18 protein-coding genes and 1 pseudogene are annotated in these 21706 nt (G+C 74.0%); 15 read left to right on the forward strand and 4 right to left on the reverse strand.

Going from position 1 to position 21706, the window contains the following annotated elements; translation table 11 throughout:
• Nucleotides 1-9: 9 nt before the first annotated feature.
• The gene (locus M6G08_RS04190) at nt 10-315 is read right to left on the reverse strand and encodes a hypothetical protein (protein WP_272585836.1); all 306 of its coding nucleotides are present in this window, start codon (nt 313-315) and stop codon (nt 10-12) included.
• A gap of 231 nt (nt 316-546) precedes the next feature.
• On the opposite strand from M6G08_RS04190, the gene M6G08_RS04195 reads away from it, so the two are divergent.
• The 4 genes from M6G08_RS04195 (at nt 547) to M6G08_RS04210 (ending at nt 4014) form a co-directional block, all read left to right on the forward strand.
• Complete coding sequence (locus M6G08_RS04195; RefSeq protein ID WP_272585837.1) at nt 547-1080, forward strand: PadR family transcriptional regulator; 534 nt, start codon at nt 547-549, stop codon at nt 1078-1080.
• The gene (locus M6G08_RS04200; RefSeq protein ID WP_272585838.1) at nt 1077-1784 is read left to right on the forward strand and encodes an ABC transporter ATP-binding protein; all 708 of its coding nucleotides are present in this window, start codon (nt 1077-1079) and stop codon (nt 1782-1784) included. Before M6G08_RS04195 ends, M6G08_RS04200 begins: the two co-directional genes overlap by 4 nt.
• Nucleotides 1781-3136: an FtsX-like permease family protein gene (locus tag M6G08_RS04205; RefSeq protein ID WP_272585839.1), complete on the forward strand. Its 1356-nt coding sequence runs from the start codon at nt 1781-1783 to the stop codon at nt 3134-3136. Before M6G08_RS04200 ends, M6G08_RS04205 begins: the two co-directional genes overlap by 4 nt.
• 221 nt (nt 3137-3357) lie before the next feature.
• Nucleotides 3358-4014, forward strand: coding sequence for a class I SAM-dependent methyltransferase (locus M6G08_RS04210; protein ID WP_272585840.1), 657 nt, complete (start codon nt 3358-3360; stop codon nt 4012-4014).
• Here the strand turns inward: M6G08_RS04210 and M6G08_RS04215 are convergent.
• Both M6G08_RS04215 and M6G08_RS04220 read right to left on the reverse strand, forming a co-directional pair.
• A complete protein-coding gene (locus M6G08_RS04215) occupies nt 3995-4201 on the reverse strand; it encodes a DUF397 domain-containing protein (protein WP_272585841.1) in 207 nt (68 codons plus the stop codon). The genes M6G08_RS04210 and M6G08_RS04215 overlap by 20 nt on opposite strands.
• Nucleotides 4201-5085: a helix-turn-helix domain-containing protein gene (locus tag M6G08_RS04220; RefSeq protein ID WP_272585842.1), complete on the reverse strand. Its 885-nt coding sequence runs from the start codon at nt 5083-5085 to the stop codon at nt 4201-4203. The genes M6G08_RS04215 and M6G08_RS04220 overlap by 1 nt, the downstream gene beginning before the upstream one ends.
• A gap of 199 nt (nt 5086-5284) precedes the next feature.
• Here M6G08_RS04220 and M6G08_RS04225 point away from each other — a divergent pair, with 199 nt between their 5' ends.
• On the forward strand, nt 5285-5773 hold the full coding sequence (locus tag M6G08_RS04225) for an ATP-binding protein (RefSeq protein ID WP_272585843.1): 489 nt from the start codon (nt 5285-5287) through the stop codon (nt 5771-5773).
• 387 nt (nt 5774-6160) lie between these two features.
• On the opposite strand, the gene M6G08_RS04235 is transcribed toward M6G08_RS04225, so the two are convergent.
• Entirely contained in the window at nt 6161-6697 is a 537-nt protein-coding gene (locus tag M6G08_RS04235) for an HNH endonuclease (RefSeq protein ID WP_019325428.1), read from the reverse strand.
• 310 nt (nt 6698-7007) lie between these two features.
• On the opposite strand from M6G08_RS04235, the gene M6G08_RS04240 reads away from it, so the two are divergent.
• The 10 genes and pseudogenes from M6G08_RS04240 (at nt 7008) to M6G08_RS04300 (ending at nt 21660) form a co-directional block, all read left to right on the forward strand.
• Complete coding sequence (locus M6G08_RS04240; RefSeq protein WP_272585844.1) at nt 7008-8105, forward strand: mechanosensitive ion channel family protein; 1098 nt, start codon at nt 7008-7010, stop codon at nt 8103-8105.
• Between the two features lie 202 nt (nt 8106-8307).
• Entirely contained in the window at nt 8308-9522 is a 1215-nt protein-coding gene (locus M6G08_RS04245) for an ROK family transcriptional regulator (protein ID WP_272585845.1), read from the forward strand.
• A 100-nt stretch (nt 9523-9622) separates the two neighbouring features.
• Nucleotides 9623-10888 carry a 6-phospho-beta-glucosidase gene (locus tag M6G08_RS04250; protein ID WP_272585846.1) on the forward strand — a complete coding sequence of 422 codons (1266 nt, stop codon included), beginning with the start codon at nt 9623-9625 and terminating at the stop codon, nt 10886-10888.
• Entirely contained in the window at nt 10879-11850 is a 972-nt protein-coding gene (locus M6G08_RS04255; protein ID WP_272585847.1) for an N-acetylglucosamine kinase, read from the forward strand. Before M6G08_RS04250 ends, M6G08_RS04255 begins: the two co-directional genes overlap by 10 nt.
• A 181-nt stretch (nt 11851-12031) precedes the next feature.
• Complete coding sequence (locus tag M6G08_RS04260) at nt 12032-13498, forward strand: GlnX family signal transduction membrane protein (protein ID WP_272585848.1); 1467 nt, start codon at nt 12032-12034, stop codon at nt 13496-13498.
• A gap of 59 nt (nt 13499-13557) precedes the next feature.
• Nucleotides 13558-14607, forward strand: coding sequence for a glutamate ABC transporter substrate-binding protein (locus M6G08_RS04265; protein WP_272585849.1), 1050 nt, complete (start codon nt 13558-13560; stop codon nt 14605-14607).
• A gap of 77 nt (nt 14608-14684) precedes the next feature.
• Nucleotides 14685-16016, forward strand: a complete 1332-nt coding sequence (locus M6G08_RS04270; protein WP_272585850.1) for a coiled-coil domain-containing protein — start codon at nt 14685-14687, stop codon at nt 16014-16016.
• 22 nt (nt 16017-16038) lie between these two features.
• A pseudogene (locus tag M6G08_RS35840) lies at nt 16039-18784 on the forward strand (tetratricopeptide repeat protein).
• 3 nt (nt 18785-18787) lie between these two features.
• The gene (locus tag M6G08_RS04295) at nt 18788-20200 is read left to right on the forward strand and encodes a PP2C family protein-serine/threonine phosphatase (RefSeq protein WP_443048734.1); all 1413 of its coding nucleotides are present in this window, start codon (nt 18788-18790) and stop codon (nt 20198-20200) included.
• Between the two features lie 113 nt (nt 20201-20313).
• A complete protein-coding gene (locus M6G08_RS04300) occupies nt 20314-21660 on the forward strand; it encodes a vWA domain-containing protein (RefSeq protein ID WP_272585852.1) in 1347 nt (448 codons plus the stop codon).
• The last annotated feature ends 46 nt before the right edge of the window (nt 21661-21706 follow it).

Consider the following 21706-nt stretch of genomic DNA (forward strand, 5'->3'; position numbering starts at 1 on the left):
CTACGACCTCTATGACCTCGTGGGTTCCGGGACGGCGAAGGAGGGGCCGCCCTGCTCCGGCACGTCGGCCGTGAGTTCGGGCGAGGACTCGCTGGTCAGCGGTACGGCGTCGGCGAACGGCGACTCGCTGGTGAGGGGCTCGGCGTCGGGCAGCGGCGGTTCGCTGGTGAGGGGCGTCTCGGCGCAGCTCCCGGTGGCGCCGAAGACGCAGTAGTGCGGGGGGGCGGAGGCGGCGGAGGGCTCCGCCCAGGGAGTGGACGGCTCCGCCACGGGTTTGGACGGGGCGGGGAGCAGCAGGGGTGCCAGTGCAGCCACGGGGGCCTCCTTGTTTCGCGCACGCTTTTGGCGGGTTACGGCAGCCCTACCCACTCCGCGCGAGGACAGACGCCCTGAGACCGACAACGTGACCCTGGTCACACGCTTCCCCCGTAAAATCTCCCAGAATCCCGGCAGCGCAGCCACTTAACCCGTTCAGAGGTGACGCGAGGCGAAAAAACTTTCGTCAACTATTCACTCAGTACATGTACTCGGTGAATACTGATCTCCATGAGCACCCGTCACCTCCTGCTGGGGCTGCTGGCCTCGGGGCCGAGCCACGGCTACGACCTGAAGCGGCGCCACGACGAACGCTTCCCCCAGGCCCGGCCGCTGGCCTACGGGCAGGTCTACACGACCCTCCAGCGCCTGGTCCGGGACGGCCTCGCGGAGGTGGACGGCACCGCGTCGGACGGCGGCCCCGAACGCACCGCGTACCGCACGACCGAGGAGGGCGCGAGCGAACTGGCGCGCTGGGCCGGCGAGATCGCCCCGCCCGCCCCCTTCGTGACGAACGAGATCTTCGCCAAGGTCGTCGTCTCGATCCTCACCGGCGCCGACGCGGACGCCTATCTGCTGGCCCAGCGCACCGCCCACATGAACCGGATGCGGGAGCTCACGGCGGTGAAGACGGCTCCCGGAACGGACCTGACCACCGTGCTCTCGGCCGACTACGCCCTCAACCACCTCGACGCCGACCTCCGCTGGATGAACACCACGGCGGCCCGGCTCACCCACCTGACCGCGGAGGTCCGCACAGCATGACGAACGGGGACACGACCGGGAACGCGACGCGGCCACTGCTCGCGGCCCGCGACCTGGCGAAGGCACACGGCAGGACTCAGGCCCTGCGCGGCGCCTCGCTCGAACTGCGGGCCGGCGAGATCCTCGCCGTCACCGGGCCCAGCGGCAGCGGCAAGTCCACGTTGCTGCACTGTCTGGCCGGGATCGTCCGGCCGGACGCCGGCTCGGTGACGTACGCCGGCCGGCGGCTGGAGGAACTGCCCGAGAAGCGGCTGAGCGAGCTGCGGCGCACCGACTTCGGGGTGGTGTTCCAGTTCGGGCAGCTGATCCCGGAGCTGACGGCCCTGGACAACGTGGCGCTGCCGCTGATGCTGGCCGGCACCGGGCGCGCCGAGGCACGGGCGCGGGCCGGTCAGTGGCTGGAACGGTACGGGGTGCGCGGCCAGGCCGAGCTGCGTCCCGGCGAGATGAGCGGCGGGCAGGCACAACGGGCGTCGCTGGCCCGCGCGCTGGTCACCGGCCCGAAGGTGGTGTTCGCCGACGAGCCGACCGGCGCGCTGGACTCGCTGTCGGGCGAGCAGGTGATGACGGCGCTCGCGCACACCGCCCGCGACTCGGGCACCGCGGTGCTGCTGGTCACGCACGACGCCCAGGTCGCGGCGTACGCGGACCGCGAGGTCCGGCTGCGCGACGGCGCGGTGGAGCCGCTGGGGGTGACGGCATGAGCACCGTCGTCCAGGACGTGCGGCTGGCCCGGCAACTGGTGCGCGGGTCGGACCGGCGGGAGTGGTGGCGGATCGCGCTGACGGCGGTGGGCGCGGCACTGGCGACGGGCTTCGCGCTGGCGGCGGCCGCGCTCGCGTCGGTCCCGGGCGGGTACACCGTCTCCGTCCTCCACGGCCTGGTGAGCCAGCCCGGGACCCGTTCCGGGGTGATCGCCGGACTGTTGCTGCTGCTGGTGCCGGTGCTGGCCTTCCTCGGCCAGTGCACCCGGATCGGCGCGGTCCACCGGGACCGGCGCCTGGCCGGGCTGCGGCTGGCCGGGGCGACGCCCTGGCAGGTGCGGCGGATCGCGGCGCTGGAGACCGGGCTCGCCTGCCTGGTGGGCTCGGCGGTGGCGACCGTCTTCTCAGCGCTGCTCCTGCTGCGCCTGTGGACCGGCCCGACCGCGCTGACCCGGGCCGGCTTCGCGCTGGTCGCCCTCGGCGTACCGGTGCTGGGCGCGGTGGCGGGTGCGCTGGCGCTGCGCCGGGTGGTGGCGTCCCCGCTGGGATGGGTGCGCCGGGTGCGGCCGGGGACGGGGCGCGGTCCGGGGACGCTGTTCCTGGGCGGGCTGCTCCTGCTGGTCGCGGTGGCCCCACTCGCCATGAGCGGCGGCCACAGCGCGGGCGCCCGGGTCCCCTGGCAGCCGCCGCTCACCGTCTTCGCCCTGGTCGTGGCGCTCGGCGCGGGCGCGGTCTGGCTGGCCGGGACGACCGCCCGGCTCACCGGCCGGCTCCTCGCGGCACGGGCCCGTACGGCGGCCCCGCTGCTCGCGGCGGAACGGCTGCGCGACGACCCGTGGGCCCCGGCCCGCACGCACGCCGCCGTCCTGGTCGTGACGGTGGCCGGTACGGCGTTCCTGTGCGTCCGGCACGCGTTGCTCAGCGAGCTGCGCTCCCGGGAGTACCTCGGCGCCGACATGGCGTACTACACCACCGGCCTCGACCTGACCGGCGCCGCCGTCCTGGTGGCCCTCGCGATCACCCTCTCCGGCCTGGCCGTGGGCACCGCCGAGTCCCTGACCACCCGCCGCCGCACCCTGGCCGCCCAGGTCGCCGCCGGCGTCCCCCGTGCGGTCCTGAACCGGGCCCTGCTCCTGGAGACCGCCCTCCCCCTCGCCCCCGCCCTGCTGCTGGCCGGCCTCGGGGGCATGGCGGTCGGCACCTGGTACTCGACCCTCACCGGCGACGGCTCGCTCCCCTGGTCCGCCCTGCTGGTCGCACCCGCCGTGTACGCGTCCTGCCTGCTGGCGGCGGCGACGGCACTGCCGCTGCTGGGCCGGTCGGTGCGGCCGGGAGAGTTGCGGTACGTGTGACGGGGCGGGGGGCCTGGCGCCCGGCGGCTCGGGTGTCAGGGGCCGGTAGTGTTCCGAAAACGTGAGCAGTAGGCGGCCAAGTGTCATGGGAGCGCTCGGATGAGCGGCTCGATGACAGTGGGGGTGAAGGTGTTCACGGTTTTGAGGGGTGGGGGGCGGGACGGTCGTGAGCTGTCGCGGGATTTGGATTTGCCGAGGCGCAGCCGGAAAGGAACCGCCGCATGACACCGCCGCCGCACCGGCTCCTCCAGGCGCTCGACCGGTTCAACGCCGCCCACCCCTGGGACCACAACGCCCACTACCACCGGTGGATACTGCGACAGCTCCCCGGCCGGTTCGGCAGCGCACTGGACGTCGGTTCGGGCAGCGGTGACCTGGTCCGGCTCCTCGCCGCACGCGCCGACGAGGTCCGGGGCATCGACTCCGACCCGTCGATCACCTCGCGGGCGCGCTTGCTGACCCCAGAGGCGACAGCCGCGTCCTTCACCGTCGCGGACGCCCCGACGGGGCTCCCCGCCGGACCCCACGACGTCATCACCTGCGTCGCCACCCTCCACCACCTGCCGTTCACCGAGGCCCTCGCCGCGTTCCGCCGGCACCTGGCTCCCGGCGGCACCCTGGTCGTCGTCGGCCTCTACCGGCCGCGGACACCCACGGACCATCTGCTCGGCGCAGCGGCCGTCCCCCTGAACGCGGCCACCGGCTGGCTCAAGAACAAGGGCAGGAGCACGGCCCCACCCACGTCGATGTCCGCCCGCACCCGACCGGCCGACATGCCCTTCACCGACATCGCCCAACAGGCCCGCGCGCTCCTGCCCGGCGCCCGCCTGCGCCGCCGCCTCTTCTGGCGCTACACCCTCACCTGGCGTCACCCCTGAACGAGCACCGCCCCAACTCCCCGGCGAACCACGCCCAGGCCCGCGCCCCCAGACGAAGTATCGGGCCGTCGGGGGCCGGGTTCTTCGAATCCCGCACGGCAACGGTCCCGGCGACGTTGAGGGCCACCTCCACGCATTCGCCGCTTCCACTGCTGTAGCTGGACTTCACGAACTCGAAGCCGTTCATCACTGCATGTCCTCGCTGATGCTCTCGATCAGTCTGAGCGAGTCCTTGGGAGCCAGGCTCAGTCGCGCGGTGCGGTCGAAGAACGAGGCGTACGTAGCGCTTTCGACCTCGTTCTCGACCCACACGGTAGCCGCGATGGTGTCGACGTGGACCACGTCCACGGCTTCGGGCTCGACGAACGAGACGATGCTGAAGGCGCCGGCCATGCAGGCGTGTCCGCCCGCACGGAACGGCAGCACCTGAAGCCGCACGTTGGGCAGTTGAGTCAGCTCCAGGATGCGGTGAAGCTGCGCGCGCATCACCTCGGGGCCTCCGACCTGTTGCCGTAGGGCCGCTTCCCAGATGACCGCGTACAGCTGGAGAGGCTCGCTCCCCTCCAGCCGCTCCTGCCGCTTCGTTCGGACGTCGACGACGCCCTCGATCTCGTCCGGGTCCGTCCAGACGCCCTCACTGACCACCAGAGCCCGGGTGTACTCAGGGGTCTGGAGCAGGCCGGGCACGAACGCCTGCTGCCAGGTGCGGACGGTACCGGCCACGTCCTCCATGGAGATGTACTCCGCCACCGCCTCTGCCTGCGGCGAGTGCCTCCACCATCCCCTCGCCTTGCGGCGTTCCCGGTCCAGACGGGCGAGTCCGAGCAACCTGTTGACGGTTCGGTCTTCCCGCACCCCGTAGAACTCGCACAGTACGCGGATGTCCGGGTCACGCATGGGCACCCAGCCGCGTTCCATCTTCACGACCTTCGTCGCGGTCGCGGAGATGGCACCGGCCGCCTGCTGCTGCGTCCTGCCCGCCGCATCGCGCAGACGTAGCAACTCGGCACCCAGCTTGCGGCCCAGAACCGTCGAAACCCGGTTTCCTGCGGCTTGAGTTGATCGCGTCACCAGCACAGTGTGCCGCCCATCCACAACCGCGTCGAACTCTGGGGAATTAATTCCCCGAAGCGATTGCCCCCGCGCAACCATGCCAACTACTTTGTGTACCCAGCCGCTCACTCTGCGGTCCGCCCGGCGGAAGCGCACCGTCCTGCCCCCGCAGGCACGGCAGAGACACCGCCGCCCACACATGGAGAGACACATCGCCATGGCAGAACCCGTGCCGTTGCCGCCCGTACCGCTCCCCCACGAAGACCTCCTCGACTACACCCCCACCCAGCGCAGCGTCCCCCTCGCCCGACGCAGAGCCGCACGTCTTGTCACCGAGTGGGGCCGGCCCGCACTCGCCGGAGACGTCGCCCTCGTCGTCTCGGAACTGATGACCAACGCCCTGCTGCACGGCAGCCTCCGGGGACGGCTCATCCGCGTGCACCTCACCCTCGATCACCGCACCCTGCGGGTCGAGGTGAGCGATCCGCGCGGTGAGCGGTTGCCGCGTCCCCGCCGGACAGAGGACGCCGGCGAGCAGTTCGGGCGGGGACTCCTCCTGGTCGGAGCGCTGTCCGCGCGGTGGGGCTGGGAACCGCGCACCGTCGGCAAGACGGTCTACGCCGAGTGGGACACCCCGCCCGCCAGGCCGGGGAACTCGTCCGCCAGGCCGCAAGGACGGCAGAGGCCATGCGGGTGGAGTTCCTGAGTGGCTCACCCGGGCCTGTGTGCGCGAGCGGCCCGAACTGTGGCTGAACTCCGGGCAGGGCCTGGCCGTCGGCGCCCACCATGAGGGCCGCGCCCGCCCGGACGGCGCCCTCGCCCCGTCGGAGGCCTTCGCCGGCCAGGGCGAATGGGCCGACCCCACCCCTGTCCTCACTCCGCCACCGACCGCCGCGACCGCGTCGCCAAGCCCCGGGCCTAAGCGGAGGCCGCCATCCCGGTCCATCCGCTGATCGACCGGGACACTTGCGAGGTCAAGGTGCACAGCCGCCCGGACGGCGGGCGGTACGAGACCGCGCAGACGCCGGCTGGGTGCGCTGACCCGTCCCGTCCCCGGCGGCCCGGCGGCCCGGCGTACGAGAGGCCCGGACCGTCAGGCGGAAATGCCGTCGATCCGGGCCATGGCGTCCTCCGCGCCGTACGGCTGCAAGTACGGCAGCCAGCGCGGGTCCCGGTGACCCGTGCCGATGATGCGCCAGGCCAGCCCGGTGGGCGGGGCGGGCTTGTGGCGCAGGCGCCAGCCGATCTCGCCGAGGTGGCGGTCGGCCTTGACGTGGTTGCAGCGGCGGCAGGAGGCCACCACGTTGTCCCACGCGTGCAGGCCACCGCGGCTGCGCGGGATGACGTGGTCGACGCTGGTGGCGACGGCGCCGCAGTACATGCAGCGGCCCCCGTCCCGGGCGAAGAGCGCCCGGCGGGTGAGCGGGACGGGCCCCCGGTAGGGCACCCGCACGAACCGCTTGAGCCGGACCACGCTGGGTGCGGGCACGGTGACGGTCGCGCTGTGCAGGTAGGCGCCGGACTCCTCGAGGCACACGGCCTTGTTCTCCAGGACGAGGACGAGCGCGCGGCGGAGCGGTACGACGCCGAGTGGCTCGTACGACGCGTTGAGGACCAGGACATGCGGCACGGGTGCCTCCTTGGGCGTCGGCGGCGCGTGGCTCGCGCCGGGACGATCTGCAGTCAGTCTCCCCTCATGGCTGGTGGAAGCGCCACCATGTCCCGGTAACGGGCTGGGAGTGTTTTCGACCACACGGGGTGCATCCCCATGACCGTGACCAGTTCAAGCGCGGGTGAGCGGGGGCTTACCCGCGAACTTCGCGCCGTTGAGCACGTGGTGCCCCGTTAGTGTGGTGATTCCGTCCGTCCGGTGACCGTTCCGTGACCTTGCTGCGACCCCCGCCGGGGGCGGGCGGCACCGCACCTGGAGGTATTCCGCCGTGTCCCTGTCCGCCGCCGTCCCACTGGCCGCCGGCCCGTCGCCGTCGCCGTCGCCCTCGGAGTCGTCGACGCCGGCGGTACCGTCGCTCCAGGACGCCCAGGAGAGCGCGTCGAACGCCGCCGGCTGGGTCGAGGAGAACTGGTCGACGTGGCTCGCGATCGGGCTGCGGGTGCTGCTCGTCGTGGTGATCGCGGTGGTGCTGCGCGCGGTGGTGCGGCGGGCGATCACCAAGCTGATAGAGCGGATGAACCGCCGGGCCGGGACGGGTGCCAGTACGGCGCTGAGCGGACTGCTGGTCAACGCCGAGCGGCGGCGCCAGCGCTCCGAGGCCATCGGGTCCGTGCTGCGCTCGGTGGCCAGCTTCCTCATCCTCGGCACGGCGGCCCTGATGGTGCTGGGCACCTTCCAGATCAACCTGGCCCCCCTGCTGGCCTCCGCCGGTGTCGCGGGCGTCGCGATCGGCTTCGGCGCCCGCAACCTGGTCACCGACTTCCTCTCCGGCGTCTTCATGATCCTGGAGGACCAGTACGGCGTCGGTGACAGCATCGACGCGGGCGTGGCCTCCGGCGAGGTCATCGAGGTCGGGCTGCGGGTGACCAAGCTGCGCGGCGACAACGGCGAGATCTGGTACGTCCGCAACGGCGAGGTCAAGCGGATCGGCAACCTCTCCCAGGGCTGGTCGACGGCGGGCGTGGACGTGACCGTCCGCTCCGACGAGGACCTGGGGAAGGTGAAGGAGACCATCGCCGCGGTCGGCGGGCGGATGAGCAAGGAGGAACCCTGGAACGAGATGCTCTGGGGCCCGGTCGAGGTGCTCGGCCTGGACTCCGTCCTGCTGGACTCCATGGTGGTGCGGGTCTCCGCGAGGACCATGCCCGGCAAGTCCCTCACCGTCGAGCGCGAGCTGCGCTGGCGGATCAAGGGGGCCTTCGACGCGGCCGGCATCCCGATCGTCGGCGGTCCTCAGGTGCCGGGGCAGGAGGCCGCGGCGCCCGATCCGACCGCGGGCATGGCGGCCCCGTCGGCCTACTCGAGCACCGTGTCCCCGCAGTCCATCGCGGCGTCCCCGATCCCGCCGCCGAGCACCACCAAGTAGCGGCGCCGCCCGCGCCCCGCACCGCCCCCGAGGTGACGACCACGTCGCCCGGGGGCGGCCTCTTGACGGCTCCCGCCGGGCGGGTCTACGTTTCACGACCAACAGGAAACTTTCCTAACAGTCGCCGCCGACGGGCGCGGCCGGTGGACTTCGCCGTCCCGCACTGAGAAGCGGAGCGGCCGAGAGGCAGGTGGGGACGGGCATGGCAGCAACCGCCGGTACGCCGGGCACCCCGCGCGTCCTGCGCGCCATGAACGACCGGGCCGCGCTCGACCTCCTGCTGGAGCACGGGCCGCTGTCCCGCGCCCGCATCGGCAAGCTCACCGGCCTGTCCAAGCCGACCGCCTCCCAGCTGCTGGCCCGCCTGGAGGCAGCGGGGCTGGTGCTGGCCGGCGGCACGACCGAGGGGCGTCCCGGTCCCGGCGCCCAGCTCTACGGGGTGAACCCGGCCGCCGCGTACGCCGCCGGACTCGACGTCACCCCGGGCCGCCTGCTCGCGGCGGTCGCCGACGTCACCGGGCGCACGGTCGGCCGGTACGAGCTGCCCACCCCGGGCCGCCGCCCCGCCGCCCCGGTCGTCCAGCAGGTCACCGACGCCCTGGACGGCGCCGTGAAGGCGGCCGGACTCGCCCGGGGCGACGTCCACCGCCTCGTCATCGGCACCCCGGGCGCCTTCGACCCGGGCACCGGACGGCTGCGCTACGCCTCCCACCTGCCCGGCTGGCACTCCCCCGCCCTCCTCGGCGAAATCGCCGCCGCGCTGCCGATGCCGGTCGAGTACGAGAACGACGTCAATCTCGCGGCCGTGGCGGAGCAGCGGCTCGGTGCCGCCCGGGGGCACGGCGACTTCGTCCTGCTGTGGAACCAGGAGGGGCTGGGCGCCGCCCTGGTCCTGGGCGGCCGGCTGCACCGCGGCTGGACCGGCGGCGCCGGCGAGGTCGGGTTCCTGCCGGTACCCGGCGCTCCGCTGGTCCGCAAGGTCAGCCGCACGGGCAGCGGCGGTTTCCAGGAACTGGCCGGCGCACAGGCCCTGCCGAGGCTGGCCCGCGAGCTGGGCGTCGAGCCCGTGCCGTCCGGGCCGTACACCGAGTCGGCCGCCGCCCTGCTCGCCTCGGCCGCCGGGCACCGCGACGACCGCCCCCACCACCGCCTGCTCCAGACCTACGCCACCCGCCTCGCGACCGGCCTCGCCTCCCTGGTCTCCGTCCTCGACCCCGAGCTGGTGGTGCTCAGCGGCACGGCCCTCACCGCGGGCGGCGAGCCGCTGCGCGCCCTGCTCCAGGACGAGCTGGAGGAGCTGGCCGCCTCCCGGCCCCGCCTCGTCCTCGGCGGCGTGACCGCCGACCCCGTACTGCGCGGCGCGCTGGAGACCGCGCTCGCGACCACCCGCGACGAGGTCTTCGACACCTCGCGCTGACCCGCACCGCCCGCTTTTCACCCGCCCATGCCCTGGGAGTCCCCGGTCCGGTACCCCCACCCCGCCCTCGAGGGCGGGCCATCCACGAAGGAGAAACGCGATGAAACTCACCGTGGTCGGCGGCGGTTCGACCTACACACCGGAACTGGTCGACGGCTTCGCCCGGTTGCGCGACACGCTGCCCGTCGGGGAACTGGTCCTCGTCGACCCGGCGGCCGACCGGCTGGAGCTGGTCGGCGGCCTCGCCCGCCGCATCTTCGCCAAGCAGGGGCACCCCGGCCGGGTGGTCACCACCTCCGACCTGGACGCCGCCGTCGACGGCGCCGACGCCGTGCTGCTCCAGCTGCGGGTGGGCGGGCAGGCGGCCCGCGAGCAGGACGAGACCTGGCCCCTGGAGTGCGGCTGCGTCGGCCAGGAGACCACCGGCGCGGGCGGCCTCGCCAAGGCGCTGCGCACGGTGCCGGTGGTGCTGGAGATCGCCGAGCGGGTCCGCCGTGCCAACCCGGACGCCTGGATCATCGACTTCACCAACCCGGTCGGCATCGTGACCCGAGCCCTGCTGCGGGCCGGGCACCGGGCGGTGGGCCTGTGCAACGTGGCGATCGGGCTGCAGCGCAAGTTCGCCGCCCTGCTCCGGGTGGCGCCCGCCGACGTCCACCTGGACCACGTCGGGCTCAACCACCTCACCTGGGAGACCGGCGTCCGCCTCGGCGGCCCCGAGGGCGAGGACGTGCTGCCCCGGCTGCTGGCCGAGCACGGGGACGCGGTCGCCGCCGACCTGCGCCTGCCCCGGCCCCTCCTGGACCGCCTGGGCGTCGTCCCCTCCTACTACCTGCGCTACTACTACGCCCACGACGAGGTCGTGGACGAGTTGCGCAGCAAGCCGTCCCGGGCCGCCGAGGTGGCGGCGATGGAGCGGCAGCTGCTGGGGATGTACGGCGACCCGGCCCTCGACGAGAAGCCCGAGCTGCTGGCCAAGCGCGGCGGCGCCTACTACTCCGAGGCGGCCGTGGACCTCGCCGCCGCCCTGCTCGGCGGCTCGGGCTCCCCGTACCAGGTGGTGAACACCCGCAACCGGGGCACACTGCCCTTCCTGCCCGACGACGCGGTGATCGAGGTGCCGGCCGCGGTGGGCGCGAAGGGCGCCGTCCCGTTGCCGGTGCCGGCCGTGGACCCGCTGTACGCGGGGCTGATGGCGAGCGTGACGGCGTACGAGGACCTGGCCCTGGACGCGGCCCTGCGCGGCGGCCGGGAACGGGTCTTCCGGGCGCTGCTCGCCCACCCGCTCGTCGGCCAGTACGCGTACGCCGAGCAGCTCACCGACCGGCTGATCGCACACAACCGGGAGCACCTGGCGTGGGCCTGACCGGAAGCGTCCTCGCCGTCGACGCGGGGAACAGCAAGACGGACGTCGCCGTGGTGGCGGCCGACGGGGAGGTGCTCGCCACGGCGCGCGGCGGCGCCTTCCGGCCGCCCGCCGTGGGCGTCGAACGGGCCGTGGACGTCCTGGCGGAGGCGGTCGGCCGGGCCTTCGCCGCGGCCGGCGTCACCGCCGTCGACCACGTCTCGGCGTGCCTGGCCAACGCCGACCTGCCGGTGGAGGAGGAGCAGTTGGCCGCCGCGCTGCGCGCGCGGGGCTGGGGCGCGAGCGTGGACGTGCGCAACGACACGTTCGCGATCCTGCGGGCCGGCGTCGACGAGCCGCGCGGGGTAGCCGTGGTGTGCGGGGCGGGCGTCAACTGCGTCGGCATGCGCCCGGACGGGCGCACCGCCCGCTTCCCGGCCCTCGGACGGCTGTCCGGCGACTGGGGCGGCGGCTGGGGGCTGGCGGAGGAGGCGGTGTGGCACGCGGCGCGGGCGGAGGACGGGCGCGGGGAGCCCACGGAGCTGGCGCGGACGCTGCCGGGCCACTTCGGGCTCGGCTCGATGTACGCCCTCATCGAGGCCCTGCACCTGCGCCACGTCGAGCCCGTCCGGCGGCACGAGCTGACGCCCGTGCTGTTCGCGACGGCGGACGGCGGCGACCGGATCGCGCGGGCGATCGTCGACCGGCAGGCCGACGAGGTGGTCGCCATGGCCACGGTCGCGCTGACCCGGCTGGACCTACTGGCCGAGCCGGCACCGGTGGTGCTGGGCGGCAGCGTCCTGGCGGCGCGTCACGCGCGGCTCGACGACCGGATACGGGAGCTGCTGGCGGCCCGCGCCCCCGAGGCCGTACCGCGCGTGGTGACGGCCCGGCCCGTACTGGGCGCGGTGCTGCTGGGGCTGGACCGGACGGGGGCGTCGCCCGGGGCGTACGCGCGGGCGCGGGACCACTTCGGCGGCTGAGGCCCACCGCTCGCGGACGCCGCCGGAGCCGGCCCGGGGAACCGGACCGGTTCCGGCGGCGTATTCATGGGCAGGGGTGGTGCGTTGACCCGTGTCGGATCAAGATCGGGTGAAGTCCGGTGCGAATGCCGGTGCGGGCAGCGATACTTGCGGCGACGGATGACCATGGGGGAGGTCAGCAGTGAATCGACCGCCGAAGGGCAGCGCGGCACCGGGCGCCGGCACGCCCACCGTGTCCGCCGTTCCGCCGCAGTCCCCGCCGGTCCCGGCGCAGCGGCCGGGCGGCGGCGCTCCCGGCGCTCCCGCTCCCGCTTCCCCTCCCCCGCCCGCGCCGCCCCGGCGCACCGCGTTCGCCGAGGGCGTCGACCGGCTGCGGGCGGCCGCCGTCACCGAGCCCGGCCGGCTGCGGATCATCGGCGCGCTGCTCGCCGCGCTGGTCGTCGCCTTCGGCACGGTCACCGCCTGGCAGATGCACGAGCGGTCCTCGGCGGCCCACGACGTGCGGTACCGCAGCCAGCCGCTCACCTCCGAGGCGGCCGACATCTACCGCTCCCTGGCCGAGGCCAACACCGCGGCCTCCAGCGGCTTCCTCGCCGGTGGCCAGGAGACCGAGGAGTCCCGGGACCGGTACGAGAAGGGCATCCGCGCGGCCGCGGAAGGGCTGGTGACGGCCGCGAACTCCGGTGCCGGCTCGCCCTCCGCGGACACCATCGCCGAGCTCAACCGCCTGCTGCCCGAGTACAAGGGCCTCATCGAGCGCGCCCGCACCTACAACCGGCTGGGCTTCCCGGTCGGCGGCGCCTATCTGCGCTACGCCAACGAGAAGATGCAGCAGGACATGCTCCCGGCGGCGGAGGACCTGTACGAGACGGAGAACCGGCGGCTGAGCGCCGACTACGGGGACGCCAAGTCCTACCCGTGGGCGGCGATCGCCCTCGGTCTGCTGGCGCTCGGCGCCCTGGGCTGGGCCCAGCACCGCAACTACCGCCGCACCAACCGGGTCTTCAACCACGGCCTGGTCACCGCCACGGCCACCACCACCGTCGTCCTGCTCTGGCTGGTCGTCGGCCACAGCGTCGCGCGCTCGAACCTGGGCGACTCCCAGGACCACGGCGTACGCTCCCTGAACGTGCTGCAGGACGCCCGCATCGCCTCCCTCAAGGCCCGGGGCAACGAGAACCTGACGCTGGTGGCGCGCGGCGCCCAGACGAAGAAGGTCGGCGGCGAGACGGTCGACGCCTACGACTTCGACTTCGGGAAGAACATGGACGCGCTCGGCAAGGGCCTCGCCGAGGCCGCGCGGCTCGCCGACGACGCCGCCGGTCAGCGCCCCGTCACCACGGCGAAGGGGAACATGGCGGAGTGGAAGAAGCGCCACGCCGCCGCCCGTGAGCAGGACGAGAACGGCAACTACCAGCAGGCACTGGACCTGGTGATCGGCGGCGAGGGCGCCACCGTCGAGTGCTTCGACGGCGTCGACGCCGCGCTCGCCGCCGCGCTCGAGCACGAGGAACGGGAATTCGAGCAGGCGGCGGGCGACGGGCTGGACGCGATGGGCCACCTGCCGCAGGGCGCCGGTGTCCTCGCCGCCCTGGGCGTGGCCGGCGCGCTGCTGGGCATCGGGCGCAGGCTCTCGGAGTACCGGTGAGACGGGGCGTTGGTCCGGCGGGCCGGCGGGAAGGGGAACCCGTGAAAGGAGGCGTGAGGATGCGCGCACGACGACTGCGGACCGGCCTGAAGGGCTGGGGCGGAGTGGGGGCGATGGCCTTCGCCTGCGCCCTCGCCGTGCTCTTCGCCCTGCTCCTGCCGGTGGTCCGCGCCGACGGCGGCGGCACCGGCGCGGGCACCGGCGGCCACGGCGTCGCCCACGGCAGCCAGGCGCGCGCCGCCGAGGAGTGCAGGGACCCGGAAAAGCAGACCCTGCCGCCGTCCGGCGACGACGGCCCCACCATCGACGAGATCCGCGGCCGCGAGGGCGAGAAGCGGAAGCTGATCGTCGGCGTCGACCAGAACAGCTACCACTGGGGCTACCGGGACCCGAACAACGGCGGTGACGCCGAGCTGGAGGGCTTCGACATCGACCTGGTGCGCCGCATCGCCGAGGACATCCTCGGCGACCGGAACGCCGTGCAGTTCAAGGCGATCCCCACCGACCAGCGCATACCCGCGATCCAGGACGGCCGGGTCGACATGGTGGTCCGCACGATGACCGTCAACTGCGACCGCCTGACCGACGTCGCCTTCTCCGCCCCCTACTTCCGCACCGGCCAGCAGGTGCTGGCGCCCAAGTCGTCGGAGATCACCGGCTACGACGGCACGCTGGCCGGCAAGGAGATCTGCACGGCGGCGGGTTCGACCGCGCTGAGCACCCTCCGGCAGGACCGGAAGGACGGCCGGCTGGCCGAGGGCGTCGACCTGCGCACCACGGTCCCCAACCAGCTGGACTGCCTGGTGCGCCTCCAGCTCGGCGAGGTCGACGCGGTGGTCACCGACGGCGCGCTCGCCGCCGGCCAGGCCGCCCAGGACCCCACCGTGGAGCTGAAGGGCGACGCCTTCACCACCGAGTACTACGGCGTGGCGATGAAGAAGGACGCCGACGATCTGGTACGCCGGGTCAACCGCATCCTCGTCCAGTGGCGCGCGGACGAGACCGGGGGCTGGCAGCGCTCGTACGAACGGTGGCTGTCGAAGACCATGGGCGAGGACCCGGCGAAGTCGGAGCCACCGACCCCGCCGCAGTATCTGCGCGAGGACTGAACGACCGCCGTAGCGCGGGGAACGAAGCAGCTCGGGAACATCAGAACGCACAAGTCCGCGACAGCGAGAGGTGATCGATGGGCGACACGGGACCCACCGGGCCGGTGATGGACCGGGACGAGGTGGACCGTGCGCTGGCGCGGCTCGGCGCGGAGCACGAGGCGATCGAGACCTCGCTCCTCGCCCTCCAGGACCACGCGGGCCGCAGACTCCTCGAGGGCGCCGAGCTGACCGGGACGACCGCCGAGCGCTGGGCCGCCGCGGAGGCGTCGATCGCCCTGCTGTGGACCTGCTTCGACGCGTACACGGGAGCGCTGCGCACCGCGCGGGAGATCCGTGCCCGGCGCCGCTGGTCCAGCCGCGAGGACCTGGCGGAGCTGACCGAGCTGCTGCGCGGCGAGGCCGTCACGGTGGCGGCCGCCGCCACCGCGGCGCCCGCCCCGGACGGCGGCCCGGGACGGCTGAGCGAGCGGTACTCGCTGGCGACGCTGGTGGAGCGGATGAACCAGCTGTACGCGGCCTCACTGGACATGGTGGTCGCCGCCGACGCGGTGTGGTCGGCGCTGCCCGCGCGGATCGATTTACTCGCCGCCGAGCTGAGACGCACCCGAGAGCTCGCGCACCCCGTGGGCGTCCGTCCCGGCGAGCACCCGGCCGGCGACGACCTGGAGCGGATCACCCGCACCCTGACGAGACTGCGCGAGCGGGTCGTCTCCGACCCGCTGGCGTTCTGGCAGCCCGCCGAGGGCAGTTCGGCGCCGGGCGGGGGACGGCCGGACACCACGGTCTACGACCGGGAGGCGCGCGCCCTGGAGGACGTGCGCCGCGAGATCGACGCCGTGCTGGCCGTGCGCCAGGACGCGGAGCAGCGGATCGTACGCCTGCGGGACGTGCTCTCCCGCGCGGACCGCACCCTCGCCGAGGCCCGGACGGCGCGCGGCGAGGTGCTGGCGAAGATCGCGGCGACGGAGGTGCCGGTCGTCAGCGGCCCGCCGACCGTGCTCCAGGAGCAGCTCGCGGCGGCCGCCGAGTACCGCAGGCACGCCCAGTGGCACCGCCTGTCGCCGCTGCTGGAGTCCCTGGAGGAGAAGGCCGAGGACGAACTGCTGCGCGCCCGCGAGTCGTTGACGGCGGTCACCGCGCCGCTCGCGGTCCGCGCGGAGCTGCGCGGCCGGCTCGACGCGTACAAGGCGAAGGTGGCCCGGCTCGGGTACGCCGAGGACCCGGAGCTGGCCGAGAAGTACGAGAAGGCGCGCCGCATGCTGTGGAGCGCGCCGTGCGACCTGCGCGTCGCCGAGCAGGCCGTGCTGCGCTACCAGCACGCGGCGGCCGAACTGCTCGGGTCCGTCCCGCGCGTGCCCGGCCAGGGCGGGCCGGTGGACCGGACGGGACGGGGGCCCGGCGCGTGAGCGACGAGGGGGAGGCAGCGTCATGAGTGAGGCGGGGCGGACGTGTCAGCGTCCCGGCTGCGGCGGGACCTACGAGGACGTGGGCGGCGGCGAGCTGTACTGCGACACGTGCGGTCTCGCGCCGGTCGTCGCCGCGGGCGGCATGGTCGGCTCGTCGCCGACCGGCGTCACCGGGGGCGGCGGGCGGGGCTCGCGCGGCTCCGCGGGCAGCGGGAGCTCCCGGTCCGGCGGGCGCGGTTCGCGTACGTCGTCGCAGTCCTCGAAGTCCCGGCGGTCGGTGTCGGGGCGGCTCTCGCGGTCGGTGTCGGGCCGGTCCACCGGGCGCTCGGTGTCGGTGCGCAGCTCGGGCTCGGCCGCCGGTGTCTCCGGCCGCGGGCGGCTCGGTGCCGGGCTGGTCGAGGTCCCGGCGATCCCGCGCCCCGATCCGCGCGCGATGGTCCTGGACAATCCGGAGGTGCCGGAGCGCAAGCGGTTCTGCTCCCGCTCGGACTGCGGGGCGCAGGTCGGGCGGGCGCGCGGGGAGCGGCCGGGGCGCACGGAGGGCTTCTGCACCAAGTGCGGCCACCCGTACTCGTTCGTGCCCAAGCTGCGGGCCGGGGACGTGGTGCACGGCCAGTACGAGGTGGTGGGCTGCCTCGCGCACGGCGGACTGGGCTGGATCTACCTGGCCGTCGACAAGGCCGTCTCGGACCGCTGGGTGGTCCTCAAGGGCCTGCTGGACACCGGCGACCAGGACGCGATGGCGGCGGCGATCTCGGAGCGGCGCTTCCTCGCGGAGATCGAGCACGCCAACATCGTGCGGATCTACAACTTCGTCGAACACCTCGACCAGCGGACGGGTTCGCTGGACGGGTACATCGTCATGGAGTACGTCGGCGGCAAGTCGCTGAAGGAGATCGCCAACGGCCGGCGCACCCCCGAGGGGCGGCGCGACCCGCTGCCGGTGGAGCAGGCCTGCGCGTACGGCATCGAGACGCTGGAGGCCCTCGGCCACCTGCACAGCCGCAACCTGCTCTACTGCGACTTCAAGGTCGACAACGCCATCCAGTCCGAGGACCAGCTGAAGCTGATCGACATGGGCGCGGTGCGCCGGATGGACGACGAGGAGTCCGCCATCTACGGCACGGTGGGCTACCAGGCGCCGGAGGTCGCCGACGTCGGCCCGTCGGTGGCGTCCGACCTGTACACGGTCGGCCGCACGCTCGCCGTGCTGACGTTCGACTTCCAGGGTTACACGACCGTCTACGCCGACTCGCTGCCGGATCCGGACTCCATAGACGTGTTCCGGCGGTACGAGTCCTTCTACCGGCTGCTGGTGCGGGCCACCGACCCCGATCCGGCCCGCCGGTTCGCCTCGGCACAGGAGATGGCGGAGCAGCTGACGGGCGTGCTGCGCGAGGTGGTCTCGCTCCAGACGGGCCGCGCCCGGCCCGCAGTATCCACCCTGTTCGGGCCGGAAGTCAGGGTCACGGACACGGAGTTGTTCCCGCGACTGGACGGTGACGTGTCGCGGCTCGGGGCACGGCCGGCGCGGACGGGACGGCGCGGCGGCGGTGGAGCGGCGGCGGCCGGGCTGCCGGACGGCACGGGTGCCGGCCCCGCGTTGCCGGGCGGGACGAGTGCGGCGGTCGGGGCGGGGGCGGGACATCAACTACACCCCGTCCGGGGGCGGTAACGATTGGTGCCGTGCCGCCCGCGGGCTCCTCGGCGCCCCGCGCCGCCGGGCCAGCGTGCGGTACGAACGCTCCAGGCCGAAACGCAGGCCGCGTTCGTCCAGGCCGCTGCCGAGCGTGGGCGGCGACCCCGGTGGCACCGCCCCCGGACTGGTCAAACCGGCCGACGCGCCCGCCGCGGCCCTCGCGCTGCCGGTGCCGCGGGTCGACGCCGGCGATCCCAACGCGGGTTTCCTGGCGGGCCTCATGGCGTCCGCGCCGGCCGAGCTGCTGACCGCGCTGGCCGCGGCGCCCGCGCCGTCGACCGAGACGCGGCTGCGGCAGGTCCGGGCCCGCCTGGAGAGCGGCGACGCGCCCGGCGCCCTGGACGGTCTGCGGACGCTGGAGGACGAACGGCCCGACGACTGGCGGGTGGTCTGGTACCGGGGGCTGGCGGCGCTGGTGACCGGCGACCACGAGGGAGCCGCGCTCGCCTTCGACGCGGTCTACGACGCCTTCCCGGGCGAGATCGCGCCCAAGCTGGCGCTCGGCCTGTGCGCGGAGGTGCTGGGCCAGCTCGACAACGCCGCCGAGTACTACCGCCTGGTGTGGGCGTCCGACCCGAGCCACGTCAGCGCGGCGTTCGCGCTGGCCCGGGTGCAGCTGGCCGGCGGCGACCGGGCCGGGGCCGTACGGACGCTGGAGTCGGTGCCGGAGTCCTCCGTCCACTGCACCGGCGCGCGGGTGGCGGCCGTACGGGCGCGGCTGCGGCAGCGCACCGCGGCGGCCGGCGACGTGGCGTTCCTGGACGATCTGACCGCCTCCGCGCGGCAGGTCGAGGCGCTGGACGTGTACGGTCTGGACCCGGCGCGGCGCGAGCAGCTGTCGGCCGAGGTCCTCGGCTGCGCCCTGGACTGGGTACTCTCCGGAGGTCGGGGTTCCGTCCCTCCCGCCGCCGGGGGACGGACGCTGCTCGGCAGCGGCCTGGACGAACGCGGCCTGCGTTTCGGCCTGGAGCGTTCGTACCGCACGCTGGCCCGGCTGGCGCGGGGCGGCGAGGAGAGGATCGACCTGGTGGAACGTGCCAATCGTTACCGCCCCCGGACGTGGGTGTAGTTGATGTCGCAGATGCCCCAGCAGGCCGCTGTGCCGAAGTGCCCGAGCTGCGAGGAGCCCCTCGAGCCGGGTGACCGTTTCTGCGGTGCGTGCGGATACGACCTGTCCGCCGTGCCCGCACGGCCCGACGACAGCCCGACGATCGCCATGAACGGCGCGGTGCCCGCGCCGTCGTCGCCGCCGGGCGGCGTGGAAGGCGTGGAAGGCGTGGCAGGCGTGGCAGGCGTGGACTGGCCCGTGGCCCGGGACTCGGACGGCTTCGGCCGGCCGGCCCCCGTGCACGTGGCGGCCGAGGTGCCGGGCACCGACTCGGGCGGCTCCCCGCTGCCCCCGCCTCCCCCGCCCGCCGCGCCGCCGATGCCGTCGGCCGCGCCCGAACCGGCCGCGTCCGGCATGCGGTTCGACCACCGGGCCGACGGGCGGGAGCCCGACGAGTACCCGTTGCAGGCGCCCGACCCCCGCTCGGCCGCCGCGCCCGCGCCGACCGCGCCCGCCGCCTCCGAGAAGGTGTGCGTGGCCTGCCGCGCGGGCCGGGTCGACGACGACGGCTACTGCGAGAACTGCGGGCACGCCCAGCCCCGCGAACGCGACCACATGGAGCAGGAGTCCGGCCCGGTCGCCGCGGTGAGCGACCGCGGCCTGCGCCACCACCGCAACGAGGACGCGTTCTCCGTCGGCTGCACCGCCTTGCCCGACGGCGCCCCCGCGAGCGTGGCGATCGTCTGCGACGGCGTCTCCTCGGCGACCCGTCCCGACGACGCGTCACTCGCCGCGTCCCGGGCGGCCGGTGAGTCCCTGCTCGCCGCCCTGCCGCGCGGAACCCACCCGCAGCAGGCCATGCACGACGCCATCCTCGCCGCCTCGCACGCCGTCAACGCGCTGGCCGAGGAGCCCCGGACGGCCCTGGAGCAGGCCCCGCACCAGAACGCGCCCGCCTGCACCCTGGTCGGCGCCGTCGTGGCCTCGGGCCTGCTGGTCGTCGGCTGGGTCGGCGACAGCCGCGTCTACTGGGTGCCCGTGGACCGGAGCACCCCGCCCGCCCGGCTCACCGAGGACGACTCGTGGGCCGCGCAGATGGTCGCCGCCGGTCTGATGAGCGAGGCCGAGGCCTACGCCGACGAGCGCGCCCACGCCATCACCGGCTGGCTCGGCGCCGACGCCTACGAACTGGAACCGCACACCGCGTCGTTCAAGCCGGACCGCCCCGGTGTGGTCGTGGTCTGCACGGACGGCCTGTGGAACTACGCCGAGTCGGCCGAGGAGATGGCCGACGCCGTGCCCCCGGACGCCGCCGCGCGGCCCCTGCACAGCGCGCGCGTCCTGGTCGGCCACGCCCTCGACGGCGGGGGCCACGACAACGTAACAGTGGCCCTCCTGCCGTTCCCGGCGCCGCCGCAGGGGGCAGGATCGGCCTGAGGCCCCCGCGGGGCGGGGACGCGCGCGGGCGGTCTCGCGGGCCGCAGGGGGCGGCCCGTGCCGTCAGCCGTCACCCCACCGGTGTGGGGACGTAGAGGGGGATGCGATCGGGCATGGCCAATTTCTCGAAGTCGAACGTGCCGCAGTTCTCGGTGGACGTCTACCAGAACGAGTACCTGCCCGAGGGCGGCCGTGAGGTCAACGCCATCGTGACGGTGACCGCCACCGGCGGCGGCACCATCGGGAGCGCGGTCACCGCGCCCCACCTGTACTCGCCGGGCCAGGGGCCGTCCGCCGCGGTGGCGGTCATGGTCGACTGCTCGGGCTCGATGGACTACCCGCCCACCAAGATGCGCAACGCCCGCGACGCGACGGCCGCCGCGATCGACACCCTGCGCGACGGCGTGCACTTCACGGTGATCGGCGGCACCCACGTGGCCAAGGAGGTCTACCCGGGCGACGGCCGGCTCGCGGTCGCCGACGCCACCACCCGGGAGCAGGCCAAGCGCGCGCTGCGCGGCCTCAGCGCGGGCGGCGGCACCGCCATCGGCACCTGGCTGCGGCTGGCCGACCGGCTGCTGGCCACCGCGGACGTCGCCATCCGCCACGGCATCCTGCTCACGGACGGCCGCAACGAACACGAGTCACCGGACGACCTGAAGGCGGCGCTCGACGCCTGCGCCGGGCGTTTCACCTGCGATGCCCGGGGCGTGGGCACCGACTGGGAAGTGAAAGAAGTCACAGGGATCGCCTCCGCCCTGCTCGGCACCGCCGACATCGTCGCCGACCCGGCCTCTCTCACGGCCGACTTCACGCGGATGATGGAGACGGCCATGGGCAAGGAGGTCGCGGACGTCGCCCTGCGGCTGTGGACCCCCGTCGGCACCACTGTGAAGTTCGTCAAACAGGTCGCCCCCACGGTCGAGGAGCTGACCGGCCGCCGTGCCGAGGCGGGCCCCCGTGCCGGGGACTACCCCACCGGTTCCTGGGGCGACGAGTCCCGGGACTACCACGTCTGCGTGGAGGTACCGGCCGCGAACCTCGGCCAGGAGATGCTGGCCGCCCGTGTCTCCCTGGTGATCCCGGAGCCCGGCGGCACGGTCCAGAACCTCGGGGCCCAGGGCCTGGTGCGCGCCGTGTGGACCGACGACATGGCCGCCTCCACGTCGATCAACCCTCAGGTCGCCCACTACACCGGGCAGGCCGAACTGGCACAAGCCATCCAACAAGGGCTCGATCTGCGCAAAGCGGGAGACATCGACGGAGCAACGGCCAAACTGGGCCGCGCCGTTCAGCTCGCGAGGGGCTACGGAAACGCGGATACGGCGAAACTGCTCGCGAAGGTGGTGGACGTGGTCGACGCGGCGACAGGTACTGTGCGACTCAAAGCGAAGGTCGAGGAAGCCGACGAGATGACTCTCGAGACCCGGTCGACGAAGACTGTTCGCGTGAAGAAGTGACGCAGGACAACAGAGTCCAACAAGCCCGCAAGAGGGGGAAGCACCG

Source organism: Streptomyces sp. M92 (assembly GCF_028473745.1).
Classification (GTDB): Bacteria; Actinomycetota; Actinomycetes; order Streptomycetales; family Streptomycetaceae; genus Streptomyces.

Excerpts from the sequence above, each read along its gene's own strand:
- M6G08_RS04205 (WP_272585839.1), top strand. The coding sequence starts at position 1,781 with ATGAGCACCGTCGTCCAGGACGTGCGGCTGGCCCGGCAACTGGTGCGC.
- M6G08_RS04250 (WP_272585846.1), top strand. The coding sequence starts at position 9,623 with ATGAAACTCACCGTGGTCGGCGGCGGTTCGACCTACACACCGGAACTG.
- M6G08_RS04300 (WP_272585852.1), top strand. The coding sequence starts at position 20,314 with ATGGCCAATTTCTCGAAGTCGAACGTGCCGCAGTTCTCGGTGGACGTC.
- M6G08_RS04200 (WP_272585838.1), top strand. The coding sequence starts at position 1,077 with ATGACGAACGGGGACACGACCGGGAACGCGACGCGGCCACTGCTCGCG.
- M6G08_RS04210 (WP_272585840.1), top strand. The coding sequence starts at position 3,358 with ATGACACCGCCGCCGCACCGGCTCCTCCAGGCGCTCGACCGGTTCAAC.
- M6G08_RS04295 (WP_443048734.1), top strand. The coding sequence starts at position 18,788 with ATGTCGCAGATGCCCCAGCAGGCCGCTGTGCCGAAGTGCCCGAGCTGC.
- M6G08_RS04195 (WP_272585837.1), top strand. The coding sequence starts at position 547 with ATGAGCACCCGTCACCTCCTGCTGGGGCTGCTGGCCTCGGGGCCGAGC.
- M6G08_RS04265 (WP_272585849.1), top strand. The coding sequence starts at position 13,558 with ATGCGCGCACGACGACTGCGGACCGGCCTGAAGGGCTGGGGCGGAGTG.
- M6G08_RS04215 (WP_272585841.1), bottom strand. The coding sequence starts at position 4,201 with ATGAACGGCTTCGAGTTCGTGAAGTCCAGCTACAGCAGTGGAAGCGGC.
- M6G08_RS04225 (WP_272585843.1), top strand. The coding sequence starts at position 5,285 with ATGGCAGAACCCGTGCCGTTGCCGCCCGTACCGCTCCCCCACGAAGAC.
- M6G08_RS04270 (WP_272585850.1), top strand. The coding sequence starts at position 14,685 with ATGGGCGACACGGGACCCACCGGGCCGGTGATGGACCGGGACGAGGTG.
- M6G08_RS04245 (WP_272585845.1), top strand. The coding sequence starts at position 8,308 with ATGGCAGCAACCGCCGGTACGCCGGGCACCCCGCGCGTCCTGCGCGCC.